Below are 12,161 nucleotides of genomic sequence, written 5' to 3' on the forward strand. Positions count from 1 at the left end.
AGCGCCATGACGGACACACTAGCCGCGGACGACACGGTGTTCCAGACGCCGGTGGTCGATCCGACCGGGCATCTGGATGTACTCCTTCGCGATCTGCGCAGTGCCCGATCCGGGTTGTCCGCCCGCGAAGCGCAGCGTCGCCTACTCCATATCGGGCCCAACTCACTTCGCCGTCGCGGCGGTCGTCGGTGGCCGAAGGAACTAGCCCGACAGTTCACGCACCCACTGGCCCTGTTGCTCTGGGCGGCCGCCGGGTTGGCGTGGTCGGTCGGCATCGTGCCCGTCGCTATCGCGATCATCGTGGTGATCGGAATCAACGCACTGTTCGCCTTCGTCCAGGAACGGCATGCCGAGCATGCGGTCGAAGTGCTCGCCGCGTTCATCCCGTTGCACGCGAACGTTCTTCGCGACGGACGACCACTCGTTGTCGATGCCGTCGAACTGGTGCCCGGCGACATACTGATCATCGCCGAAGGCGACCGGATCTCGGCGGATGCCCGGGTGCTCGACGGTGGCATCGAAGTCGACATGTCGACTCTCAACGGGGAATCGATGCCCGCCTACCGCAGCGCTGACCTCCTCGATACGCAGGTGCCGTTGTTGGAGGCTCGCGATGTCGTTTTCAGCGGAACCACCTGTACCGAGGGCGCCGCTCAGGCGGTGGTATTCGCCACCGGTATGCGGACCGAACTCGGGCGGATCGCCTCGCTGACAGAGCGTGTGGAGCGTGATGAAAGCCCACTCGAGGCACAGATCCGTCGCGTCGCCTGGCTGATCGCGTTGATCTCGGTGCTGATCGGGGCGGCATTCATACCATTGGCCGCGTTCGGTGCGGGTTTGTCGTTTGTCAACGCGGTGATCTTCGCCGTCGGCCTGTTGGTGGGCAACGTGCCGGAAGGTCTGTTGCCGGTTATCACCTTGGCATTGGCGATCGGTGTGCGCGGGATGGCCGAACGGGGGGCGGTGATCAAGCGGCTCAGCGCAGTGGAGACCCTCGGCGCCGCCGATGTGATCTGCACCGACAAGACCGGCACCCTGACCGAGAACCACATGCGCGTCACCGCTGTCCACACCGCGTCCGGACCGATCGATCTCGTCGCAGACCCAACGCCGACTCGCAGCCACGTCGGCACGACCCGACTCAGGGCCGCGATGGCGGCATGCAATAACGCCGACATCGATCGTGACGGCACTGCTACTGGCGACCCGACCGAGATCGCCATCCTCACAACGGCGATCGCACTCGGAGAAGCCCTGGACACGGCGGGCCGACAGCGCTTGCGGCGCAAACTGTTCTCGTTCGATTCGGTCCGAAAACGAATGTCGACCGTCGATGAGAGCGGTGGTCTGCTCTGGGTCCACACCAAGGGCGCTCCGGAATCGGTACTGCCACTGTGTGCGGCGGAATTGGGTGCCCACGGCAGCGAACGCCCTCTGACGCCGAAACGGCGAACCGAACTGGCAGACCTGGTCGACGCCCAGGCATCCAACGGACTACGGGTGCTGGCTGTGGCTGACCGACGCATTCCGCCCGAGCAGGCAATGCCTGAATCCGACACCAGCGCCGAGCAAGGACTCACCTTGCTCGGGTTGGTAGCGATGGCTGATCCGCCTCGGCCCGAAGTACCCGATGCCGTCACACAATGCCACGCCGCAGGCATCCGGATCATCGTCATCACCGGAGACCACGGCCTGACCGCCGCCGCCGTCGCGCGCCAGGTCGGCATCGTCGGCGACGAACCTACCGTCGTCAACGGCAACGAGTTGGACCGGATGAGTGAGCAGGAACTCGACGAACTATTGAGCGGGCCCGCGGAACTGGTATTCGCCCGTTCCTCACCGGAGGCGAAGCTGAGGATCGCCGACGCGCTTCGCGGGCTGGGGCATGTGGTCGCGATGACCGGAGACGGGGCCAACGATGCACCCGCATTGCGCCGCGCCGACATCGGGATCGCGATGGGTCGCTCGGGCACCGACGTCGCACGGGAAGCCGCGACCATGGTGCTCACCGACGACAACTTCGCGAGCATCGCGGTGGCGGTCCAGGAGGGTCGCCGCGTTTATGACAACATTCGCAAGTTCATCTTCTATATCTTCGCCCACGCCACCCCTGAAATCGCACCGCTGCTGGTGTTCGCGCTATCCGGCGGCGCGATACCACTACCGCTGACCGTCATGCAGTTGCTGGCGATAGATGTCGGCACCGAGACCTTGCCCGCTCTCGCACTCGGGCGAGAACCGGCAGAGCCGGGATTGATGCAGCGACCACCCCGCAAACGGAGCGAATCGGTGGTCCAGCCGACAATGCTGCTGCGCGCCTGGCTGTTCCTGGGGGTCCTCTGCGCGGCCTTGGCCATGACCGGCTTTCTCGCTGTGTTGTTGGCCGCCGGGTGGCATCCCGGTGATCCCACCGGGGTGGGTACGCCGTTGCACGAGGCCTACCTGCAGGCGACCACCATGACCTTCGTCGGCATCGTCGCCGGGCAGATCGGCACCGCGTTCGCCGCCCGCACCGACCGGGTGTCGCTGCGCTCGGTCGGGTTGTTCTCGAATCCGTTGCTGCTGTGGGGCATCGCGTTCGAGGTCGCCTTGACCGCGGCGATCGTCTACGTGCCACCGATCCAAAATCTGCTCGACACCGCAGCCCTCGAACCATGGATGCTCGCGATCGTGGCACCGTTCCCCGTCATCGTCTGGGGTGCCGATGAGCTGCGGCGGCTGGCGATCCGGCGACTCCAAGCCAGTCGGACGACCGGCGGTCGACTCGTGGCTCCTATGGCAGGCGGGATTTCCGTGGCCCCGTCGAGTGCCGAAATCTGAGAAATCGACCACCGGAGCCGGGCCGTGTCGTATCGAGTCACGATCCAGCGGTAGTCCGGAGCTATCGTCGAGTCGGTGCCTTCGGCTCGTGGGAGCCGTTACCAGAATGTCGGCGATCGCATCGATATCAGGGGTGGTGTCAAAGTCGCCGGTGATCCCGAACACCAGCTGATCGCGATAGCTGAGGATCGCGATTCCGGTGCGGATTCGCATGGCGATCGGGACGTAGGCCAGGATCTCCAGCACCTCTTTGCCCTGCATACAGAGCTGTCGAGTCGGCCCCGGTATATTGGTGACGACCGCACCGATCCCGCGCTGTCGGTACCTCGAGGCAAGGCGCACAATCCACGAGAGTGGCGCGAACGGAAGCCACCTGGCGATCGACAGCACCACCTACGTCGCGTGCACTTCGCCGTTTCCCTTATGCGAGGACACCTTGTGGTGCACCTCGTCGAGCTGATCGACGACATCATCCAGCTCGACGGGAAGAGAGGGAAGTATCAACGAAACACGGTTTCCGAGCACATTGTCAGCACCCGATGACCGCAACGAGACCGGCATCAGGATCCGGAGCTTGTCGGCTGTCAACTTTTCCCCCGACGCAGCAGCACGGACCGGAACGCCGACATGACTACCGCGAGTGCGACGTCGTTGACGCTCGTCGGCTGATCGCACAGTGCCTCGAACAGCGCGATGCCGGAGATTCCGTCGACCATGCTGTGATGGGCCTTCACCAGCACGGCCCAGCGGTCATCGGTGAGGCGTTCGATCACCGTGCACCGCCACAGCGGTGGTCCCGATCCAGACGCTCCTCCATGATGGTGGCAATCAGTTCACACAGGGTCGGTTCGTCGCACGGGTCGGGCAAAGCGTCCCAGCGGATGTGATGCGCCAGATCGAGTTCGGGGTCATCGACCCACACCGGTGCGGTGAGGTCGAATACGGTGGTGCGCACTTTTCTTCCGGAGTCGTACGTCGACCGACAGTCGCTCGGCTATCGCGGCGACGAAGTCGGCGCGCCGGTGCTGGGCCCGCCATGATCGCTACCGCGCCGATCCCGAGGTTGACATGTCGATCAACGTCCTCGACGGTCATGAATCCCGAATCCACCTGGTCCAGCTGACTCATAGTGACGCTCCGTCCTCGATGGCGACCAGGCCGTTGTCGGCCCCGTTCATCGGTGCGCCGACAACGAGTGACCGAGCCTACCGCCGCTCATTCTCCTCGTGCCGATGCCAGTGCGGTGAGATGCGAAAGGTAGTCACCTCCGATGACCTTCGGCGGTGTCGCCCGCGGTTGCGGTCGACGGTCCCCCTGGGTTGAGGACTGTCGACCGTCTCGACCAGACTTCGGTCTCCGGAACCCTGGTAACGACCGTGGTAGCGAAGGGACGCCGATCATGTCCGATCTCACCAGCAGCGGCGCGCCGTCACCCGGCGGCGCTCGCGGGATCGGCACCGGACCGCCCGCACGCTTGGTCTTAGAACTCTACGCCGGGAAACCTCGAACATATACAGCTGGCCACCGCTCTCCGGCCAGTCTTCGGCCGCACGAGCGACCGATGGCCGCTCGATCCTGGGCTTACTGATCGTCGGGTTCGTCACCGAACATCAGGGCCGCCGCGAACGCGGCGGCCTGTGAGGGGGCGTCGAGTCGATCTGTGCCGGAAGCGCAACGCGGAGTTCGATAGATCCGCTGCCATTCTTCTCCAGTCGCTGCCGTCCCGAGGTCTAGGAAACGGGGGCATTGCGACCCCGTTGGTTGCGATCCTCGACAGTTACCGGCGAATCGACCGAGTCAGTGGGGTGATCCACTGCGTGATTGCCGCCGCGGCGGCATGACCGCCCGGTGCTGGCCGTCGGTGACGGCGCGCTTCGGGTTTCGAAACACGCGGGTCGAAACAGTTGGCGGGTGTTCGGCCGAGCCGTCGAGCACTTGATCCTTCGACTACCGGGTTCCGGATGCGGACAGTTCGATTTTGGCGCGGCGTTCTACGAGCAGGGGAATGAATTTGCGCACCTTCGCTTCGGCGAAGACGTCACGAGCGCGGACGACGATCGCGGCGATGGTGCCTGGTGGAAGCTCAGGATGGCGTTGGGTGAGTCGTTCCTGGATGAACTGAATCTGGGTGGCCTCGTCGTTTCTCACACTCCGAATGCTTCCCGATCACCGATGCCCGATCATAGGGAAGTTCTGCCCGGATAAACGAGCACTCGGACCTCCGTACTGAGGCCCAGACACGTGTCTCGACATGCGGCTATCGCGCTGCCCTGGACAGCAGGAATAGGGCGAGCCCGGCGATCGAGCGGCCGCGGTGGCCGGTCAGGTAGTCGTTGGCGGCTTGCAGACTGGCTTTGCGACGTGGGCCGAGGTGGTCGCGGAGGCGGTTGGTCGCTGTGGCGAGCAGATAGGTAGTAGGACGAGATCGGTCTTCGGCGGGTGCGAATACGCGAATATCAGGATGGCGTATGTGGCGAACGCCCATGTTGCCTACGATGCCCGGCCAGCCGAATCACCTGTGCCGCAGCGTAGCAGAGTTCGATGAACGTCCTCGGCGGCTGGCGCATGCCACGGCCGGACGATCGGGCGCTCGAATCTCGATGACCGGCTCCTATGCACGGCGCTGACACCTGCTGGCAATGCCACTGGCCTACCGTGTCGGGATGAACGTGCGGCGCACCCGATCGAATGACCTCGGCGATCGTCTGGACGAGTTGCGCGCCTACCTTGTCGAGTCCGCGGGTGACGATCGATTGTCCGCGGCGCATCCCGACAATCGCGCCAGTGCCGAGAATCTAGCGCACTATGTCGCGTTGCGCCGCCGCGATGTGCGCGATCTGCAAGCGGATTTGGCAGTATTGGGACTCTCGTCGCTGGGTCGCGCGGAGCCGCACGTGCTGGCGTCGCTGGACGCGGTGCGGGCGGCGGTGGCGGGCCTGTCCGGTCGCGTCGCGCCGCAGCGGGATCCGGGCCCGGTGGACTTCGTTGCCGGGGAAAGGCTGTCGCGCCACAATGCGAACGCACTGTTCGGTGCGGCTCGCAATGGACGTCGCACCCGCATCATGGTGACCTTGCCGACCGAAGCAGGGGTGGATGCCGTGCTCGTCGACCGGATCGTGGCCGCCGGTGCGGAGCTGGTTCGGTTGAATTGTGCGCACGACGACCCCGAGCAGTGGGAAAAGATGATCGCCAACGTTCGCGCCGCCGGGCGAGCACACGGGCGCCATGTCCGGGTGACGATGGATCTCGGCGGGCCGAAACTGCGTACCGGTCCACTTCTTCCTGGCCCCCGGGTCGTGCACGTCAAGCCGGTCCGTGACGCGCTCGGCCGGTGTGTCGCCCCCGCCCGCGTATGGCTGACCGATTCGACGAGGCGGGCCGGCGCCGCCGCGACCTGGCTGCCGGTAGCAGATCGGCAGTGGCTTGACCGGCGAAAGGTGGGAGAGCACATCAGTTTTCGGGACGCCCGAGGGTCCGGCCGTCGCTTCGTCGTCAGCACGGTCGCCCCTGACGGGTGTCTCGCCGAATTGGCCGACACCGCGTACCTGGTGCCCGGCACTCTGTTGCGGGCCGCGCACCACGACGTGGCGGCGGTCGGCTCGGTACCGCCGCAGGAGCAGAAACTGTTGTTGCGGGCGGACGAGACTCTGCTCGTCGGCGCGACTGTCGAACCGGTCGATCCGGCGAGCACCCCACACCGGATCGGCTGCACTCTGCCGCAGGTGTTCGAGGACGCCAGGGTCGGTCAGCGAATCTTCTTCGACGACGGCAAGATCGGCGGTCTGATCGAATCGCTCGATGCGGGTGAGCTGCGGGTGCGGATCACCGATGCGCCGGCGCAGGGGGCTCGGCTGGGTGCGGGCAAAGGAATCAACCTGCCCGATACCGAACTGGGCCTGCCCGCGCTGACCGACGAGGACATCGCGAGGTTGCCGTTCGTCATCGAACACGCCGACGCAGTGAGCCTGTCGTTCGTGCGCACCAGTGCCGACGTCGAACTGCTGCACCGGCAGCTGACCGAATTAGGCGGTACCGAACTCGGTCTCATCCTCAAGATCGAGACGGTGGCCGGTTTCGAGAACTTGCCGGAGATACTGCTGACCGCGATGCGCTGGCCCCGGGTCGGAGTGATGATCGCCCGCGGCGACCTGGCGGTCGAGGCCGGGTACGCCCGGCTCGCCGAAGTACAGGAAGAAATCCTCTGGCTGTGCGAGGCGGCACATGTGCCCGTTATCTGGGCCACCCAGGTGCTGGACACGCTGGCTCGTACCGGCCGTCCCTCCCGGGCCGAGGTCACCGATGCGGCGATGTCGGGCCGGGCCGAGTGCGTGATGCTGAACAAGGGCCCCTATATCGACCATGCTGTCGCCTTCCTCGACGACATCCTCATCCGGATGGCTGACCATCAGCGCAAGAAGAATCCGGTTCTGCGGCAACTACGTTCGTGGGACGAGTCGACACCCTGAACCGCGGTGTCACGGAGGTCGTGCTACCACAGCCGAAAGGACTTGCGACCCTGACGCCCGGCATCATGGGGCGGAAGGATCTGTCAGGTGACCACTGTGGCTATGGCGCACCGCCCACTACGGATGAGGGTCGATGACGGACCGATCACCCAGACGGTCGATCGACTGTGCACGGAATTCGGTGACCGGTCCACCAGAGAAGGGATCAGTTCGGTCGTCTACGGATGTGTGATCGACCTGGCCGGAAGTCCGCTCGGCGCTATGCCCGAGCTGTGCGAACGACTTGCCCGCCGGCGATTGGTGGACGCGGAGAACTCCGCTGCTCCATGGCTCGCCCACGTAGTGCCGGGTGGCCGCACGACAACGGTCACGTAGTTCACGGGCATGTTGCTTCGGAGGTTGTCGATGATGCGAGCTAGGCGCAGCGATCAACGTCCGATAGCGGCGGAGCACATCTTCGCGATCGGCCGCTTCCGGAATCGACTCCTGGACCGAGCGTTCGATCATCTTCGCTTGCTCGAGCAGGAGCTGGTGGCGGTGGGGATCTGTTGTGCGGTCGGCAATTTAGGGGAGGGCATCGACACTCACCACCCCACCTGGGCGCCGATCACCCGAACAGCCCACTACCAACTCCACGCACAACTCGGCCCCGCCCTGAACGCCATGTTGACCGACAACGACCCCGACCAACGCGCCACCGCCAGCTACGCCAACTTCACCACCGCCATCGACACCGCCCTGCAACACGGCTTACCCGTGCTGCCCGTTCTGGCCCCGGTGGAGGAACTGCTCGACCAGAACCGCCAACACACCACCCGCGAACACCTACTCCACCAGGCGATAACGGCCCTGTCCACTCGCACCGACGACAGCGCCCGCACCGAACGCATATCGCTGCTGGACCTCGCAGGCCGGGTGGCGCAGGTGCAGCAGCGATTCGACCAAGCCGAGGACTACTACCGCCAAGCTCTCCAGGCATACCGGGACACCGACGACGAACGCGCGGCCTCGCAGGTGGCCACGAGGCTGGGGCGTGTGCTGGCCGACACCGGTCGGCACACGGAGGCGTTTCCGGTTCTCGTCGAGGCCGCGGTCGGATGGCGGCGGTCGACCGGTGAGTTCGACTCCGGAGACATCGGATTGCTTGAGGACCAACGACCCCACCTCGACCAGCACACCATCGACGGCGTCATCGACGCACTCGACCCGACCACCGCGACCGCACTGCGACAACGACTCGACCAACCCGACCAGACATAGCCGAACGGCTCAAGACACATGCAGACCAACCACACTGCCGGATACCCGGAAGACAGGCACGCCGCCCTTGATCCGTAGCAGAACTATGGGCCAATGGAAGCGCGACGGATCGCCATCGTCATGGCATCACTATCAGTCGATGACCAGTAGTTTTCGGTGTCGAAGAATGTTGGCGTACTGGTCGATACCCCCTCCGGACACCAGCGCTAACCCCGCAAGGGGTGACGCCAACGATCGCGCACTGTTTATTGGGGTTGGTAGCGCACTTCCAGTTCCAGTGCCTTCGTCACCGCCGGAATCCACGGCGATCCCAGGACCGCACGCCGTGCCCGCGAAGCCGCACAACGGCTATTCATCAACCATCAACCGTCACCGAACTCCTGATAGGCGACCAAGCGCCCGGTAAGCGCGACAGCCGGCCCGTTCACCAACCAGGCGGAGAGTCTCCGGTTCGGGTGGACAATCCACGCACAGAGGCTCTCCAGCACGGCAACGCTTTTGTGGACACCGCAGCGCGGAAACTGCTCGGCGAGCAGGGCGAATCCCTGCCTTCATCGGTCAGCTTCGGCGCACTGCCGCGCCGCAGCCCCAGCGCGGGCCGTGCCCAATTTCAGGCAACCAGCCCGAGGAACCCCCGATCGCAGCCGTCGGATCTGCTGTGTCCGTTGCGATCACCAAGACTCCTACGGTGGCAGCGGACGAGTGATGTCGAACAAACTGCGACGGATTCCGCAGCGCCGAACACCGAAGCCGCCTCCGGACCACTTGACTAGGATGACCGTACTAGTGCATGCTTCGACAGCGGCACTAGTACGGCCATCCTAGAAATTGCCCGGCATCGATACCCGAACCGGCCCGGCCTGCCGCCCCCAGGAAGGAATACCATGCCGAAGAAGGTCTTCGTCTACACCGAACTCCAACTCTCCGTCCCGTTCGACCAGGTGCCGTGGCCTCGGATGAATCCGGTCCTGCTCGCGCAGCCGGGCCTGGTCCGCAAGACCTGGCTCAGCGGGATCGGCACAGATACTCCCGGTGGCTTCTACGAGTTCGACGGTTACGACAACGCGCGGCACTTCGCCGACGTCTACTTCCCGACCGAGGCGGCCTCGATGTCGGCCAGCTTCCAGACCAAGCTGTTCGACGGGGATATCGTCGAGGCGGCCAGCCGCCAGATGCGGTCTCCGCACTACGACATCTGAACGCCGACTCGTACAGAGCCCGTGCCGCTCCCGCCCGCAGCGGGAGCGGCACGGGCAAAGCGACCTCCACCTCGATCGGGCTTTCACTAGTTGCCCCCGTGAGCCCGAGTCGTCGGCGCCCGACACCTTCGGTCACACCGATTCCGCCTCATGGCAACCCGCGCCGGGCAGCGTATGCGACGTTCACTTCCTGACCGAGGTTTCGTGGCGCCTATTTCGGGCCTCCAGCACTTCGTTTCGAGCCATACCGCTGGCGGAAGACGTTGTGTTCCAGGGTGAGCCGACCGGGGTGAGGTCGTTGCTCGGCCGGATAGCCGAGCGAGACGAGCAGAGCGATAGCAAGGTCGTCACGGTCGACGATGCCGATGGCCTTCTTCACCTCGGCCTCGTCCCAGCCATTCATCGGCGATGTCGCGAGGCCGACTTCTGTAGCGGCGAGCATCAGATAGGAGGCTGCGATCATCGCGTCCTTGACCGCATACTCGCGAAGCAGGCCGCGCTGTTCGAGATCACTCTGGAATGCATGTGACGCGGTAGAGAACGTAGCGATGAACTCCTCGCTCCATGCCCCATTGCGACGGGCTTGGTCATAGATATCACTGTGATCCTCACGCCAGGACTGCGACTCGGCCACGAAGACCAAAATAACCGGGGCTTCCCGCGATTGGGGCTGACCACTCGTGGCCAACGCCAGCCCCTCGCGACCTTCGCCGCCGGCGACCACGACGATCGAGCGGTCCTGCAAGTTCCAACTGGTCGGCGCCTCGATCGCGAGTTCGAGGAGCGCATCCAGTATCTCCTCCGGGATCGGGTCGGGTCGGTAGTGGCGGATGGTGCGCCGGGTGCGGATCGCATCCGCGACAGACATACGATGATTGGTCATGAGGTAACTATCGGAGAGTGACGCCTGATTAGGAAGACAGCACCTTCTGGTGCGCTACTCTCCTGTCATGAAAACCAAGGTGGATTCGTCCGGTCTCGTAGCCGACGCGTACTCCGCGAAGTGCCCGACACGCCACGTCCTCGATCGCATCGCCAGCAAATGGACGATCTTGGTCGTGGACTCCCTCCTCGGCGGCACCATGCGCTACACCGATTTGAGCCGACGCATCGAGGGTGTCTCGCAGAAAATGCTCACCCAAACACTGCGCAGCCTCGAATCCGACGGATTCCTCACCCGCACAGCGCATCCGACCATCCCGCCCCGAGTCGAATACGACCTGACCGACCTCGGCCGAAGCCTGGCCGAGCCCATCTCCGCACTGCGGCAATGGACAGAAACCCATATCAACGAGATCGAACGAGCCCGCACTCGCACCGCCACGGCCGAGTCCGGTCACGCAGCTGCTTCCACCGACACGCCACGGGCAACCGATGGACCATGACAGTCGACGTTCGGCGACCAACCCGATCGGCTGGGAGGGCAGCGCCCTGATCCGCCCGGGCGTCCTCGCGTTCACCGGGTCGATCGGCCAGACCGAGCGACATTCCCACCATGCCGTGCAGGTGATGACCGCACCTACCCGGCTGAGTGTGGCCGACCACACCGGCAATCAGCGCTGCGGTAGTCGAATCATCTTGCCCAGCAATGTTTCTCATCGAATTACTGCGGGCGCACCGAAAAGAGTCGCCGCCTTCCTCGAGCCCGACAGCGACGCCGGACGTGCCGCCGAGCAAAGAGCGCACGCGCTCGGTTGGGTCGATGAATCCGCCAGCCTGCGCCGCTACATCCTGTGGCTGCGACTGTCCCGAGCCATCGCCCACACCGCAGCCGGTCACAACCTGACCGAGAGCGCGCACGCCGCCGGATTCTCCGACAGCGCCCATCTGACGCGCACGTGCCGGGCGGCATTCGGTATGCCCCCTCGGCGTTGAGCCGCAATATGGATTGGCAGATCACACACACGCTGTAGCCGAAACTGATCGGGGCGGTGCCGACCGGACACTCTCGACCATCAATTCCTGCCGACTTGCCGTTGCTTTTCATGTCCAACTGCTGCAAATAGGCGGGTACCCGGGAAGGCCGCTGGTCGTCGGGCAGTATCGCGTGTGTCTGCGCATCCCACGTCGCCGTCTCCACAGCGGCTCGACCATCTACGAGATCGCGGTGGCGCTACGGCGTAGGACTGGGCCGACCGTGATCACCACGATCTACGGATCCGGTAAATACGTGGCGGGACGGCCGGAGACGCGGCAACCAGGGACCGACGCCGATTGGTCCGCGTGTGGGACGGCGCTGTCAGCACGTAGATCCGCGGGCCGACTGGCTGCACCCTGAGAACCGCCGAATGCGGCCAACGGAAGGACCGAACGCGTTCGGCCGTGTTGCCGATATCCCGCGAGGGCGCAAACGAATAGTGTCGGAACCGACCTGGACAATACCGCGGCCGGGCCCGGGCGGAGCCGCCACAGCAGT

At 64.7% G+C, this 12,161-nt stretch carries 10 protein-coding genes and 3 pseudogenes; 7 read left to right on the forward strand and 6 right to left on the reverse strand.

Translation table 11 applies throughout. The features are described from left to right. Positions 1–6: 6 nt before the first annotated feature. On the forward strand, positions 7–2,820 hold the full coding sequence (locus OG225_RS17085) for a cation-translocating P-type ATPase (RefSeq protein WP_405182563.1): 2,814 nt from the start codon (positions 7–9) through the stop codon (positions 2,818–2,820). 159 nt (positions 2,821–2,979) lie between these two features. Here OG225_RS17085 and OG225_RS17090 read toward each other — a convergent pair. The 4 genes and pseudogenes from OG225_RS17090 to OG225_RS17105 form a co-directional block, all read right to left on the reverse strand. Continuing rightward, positions 2,980–3,081 (reverse strand): annotated as a pseudogene (locus tag OG225_RS17090) (hypothetical protein); the annotation flags it as partial. Between the two features lie 323 nt (positions 3,082–3,404). Then, positions 3,405–3,775 (reverse strand): annotated as a pseudogene (locus OG225_RS17095) (wax ester/triacylglycerol synthase domain-containing protein). Between the two features lie 992 nt (positions 3,776–4,767). After that, on the reverse strand, positions 4,768–4,968 hold the full coding sequence (locus tag OG225_RS17100) for a three-helix bundle dimerization domain-containing protein (protein WP_405182564.1): 201 nt from the start codon (positions 4,966–4,968) through the stop codon (positions 4,768–4,770). A gap of 109 nt (positions 4,969–5,077) precedes the next feature. Continuing rightward, positions 5,078–5,305 carry a hypothetical protein gene (locus OG225_RS17105; RefSeq protein ID WP_405182565.1) on the reverse strand — a complete coding sequence of 76 codons (228 nt, stop codon included), beginning with the start codon at positions 5,303–5,305 and terminating at the stop codon, positions 5,078–5,080. Positions 5,306–5,483: 178 nt separating this feature from the next. Here OG225_RS17105 and OG225_RS17110 point away from each other — a divergent pair, with 178 nt between their 5' ends. The 4 genes from OG225_RS17110 (at position 5,484) to OG225_RS17125 (ending at position 9,745) form a co-directional block, all read left to right on the forward strand. Continuing rightward, entirely contained in the window at positions 5,484–7,286 is a 1,803-nt protein-coding gene (locus tag OG225_RS17110; protein WP_405182566.1) for a pyruvate kinase, read from the forward strand. Between the two features lie 87 nt (positions 7,287–7,373). Then, complete coding sequence (locus tag OG225_RS17115; protein WP_405182567.1) at positions 7,374–7,661, forward strand: hypothetical protein; 288 nt, start codon at positions 7,374–7,376, stop codon at positions 7,659–7,661. A 138-nt stretch (positions 7,662–7,799) separates the two neighbouring features. Continuing rightward, the gene (locus OG225_RS17120; protein ID WP_405182568.1) at positions 7,800–8,546 is read left to right on the forward strand and encodes a tetratricopeptide repeat protein; all 747 of its coding nucleotides are present in this window, start codon (positions 7,800–7,802) and stop codon (positions 8,544–8,546) included. A gap of 884 nt (positions 8,547–9,430) precedes the next feature. Then, the gene (locus OG225_RS17125; protein ID WP_405182569.1) at positions 9,431–9,745 is read left to right on the forward strand and encodes a hypothetical protein; all 315 of its coding nucleotides are present in this window, start codon (positions 9,431–9,433) and stop codon (positions 9,743–9,745) included. A gap of 211 nt (positions 9,746–9,956) precedes the next feature. Here the strand turns inward: OG225_RS17125 and OG225_RS17130 are convergent, their stop codons facing one another. Next, positions 9,957–10,628 carry a nitroreductase family protein gene (locus tag OG225_RS17130; protein WP_405182570.1) on the reverse strand — a complete coding sequence of 224 codons (672 nt, stop codon included), beginning with the start codon at positions 10,626–10,628 and terminating at the stop codon, positions 9,957–9,959. Positions 10,629–10,695: 67 nt separating this feature from the next. Here OG225_RS17130 and OG225_RS17135 point away from each other — a divergent pair, with 67 nt between their 5' ends. Beyond that, on the forward strand, positions 10,696–11,130 hold the full coding sequence (locus tag OG225_RS17135) for a winged helix-turn-helix transcriptional regulator (protein WP_405182571.1): 435 nt from the start codon (positions 10,696–10,698) through the stop codon (positions 11,128–11,130). Then, entirely contained in the window at positions 11,120–11,620 is a 501-nt protein-coding gene (locus tag OG225_RS17140; protein ID WP_405182572.1) for a helix-turn-helix domain-containing protein, read from the forward strand. Before OG225_RS17135 ends, OG225_RS17140 begins: the two co-directional genes overlap by 11 nt. 88 nt (positions 11,621–11,708) lie before the next feature. Here OG225_RS17140 and OG225_RS17145 read toward each other — a convergent pair. Next, positions 11,709–11,825: pseudogene (locus tag OG225_RS17145) on the reverse strand (hypothetical protein); the annotation flags it as partial. Positions 11,826–12,161 lie beyond the last annotated feature (336 nt).

It is taken from the genome of Nocardia sp. NBC_01377, assembly GCF_045040005.1.
GTDB lineage: Bacteria > Actinomycetota > Actinomycetes > Mycobacteriales > Mycobacteriaceae > Nocardia > Nocardia noduli.

Excerpts from the sequence above, each read along its gene's own strand:
- OG225_RS17085 (WP_405182563.1), top strand. The coding sequence starts at position 7 with ATGACGGACACACTAGCCGCGGACGACACGGTGTTCCAGACGCCGGTG.
- OG225_RS17135 (WP_405182571.1), top strand. The coding sequence starts at position 10,696 with ATGAAAACCAAGGTGGATTCGTCCGGTCTCGTAGCCGACGCGTACTCC.
- OG225_RS17125 (WP_405182569.1), top strand. The coding sequence starts at position 9,431 with ATGCCGAAGAAGGTCTTCGTCTACACCGAACTCCAACTCTCCGTCCCG.
- OG225_RS17140 (WP_405182572.1), top strand. The coding sequence starts at position 11,120 with ATGGACCATGACAGTCGACGTTCGGCGACCAACCCGATCGGCTGGGAG.
- OG225_RS17130 (WP_405182570.1), bottom strand. The coding sequence starts at position 10,628 with ATGACCAATCATCGTATGTCTGTCGCGGATGCGATCCGCACCCGGCGC.
- OG225_RS17110 (WP_405182566.1), top strand. The coding sequence starts at position 5,484 with ATGAACGTGCGGCGCACCCGATCGAATGACCTCGGCGATCGTCTGGAC.
- OG225_RS17105 (WP_405182565.1), bottom strand. The coding sequence starts at position 5,305 with ATGGGCGTTCGCCACATACGCCATCCTGATATTCGCGTATTCGCACCC.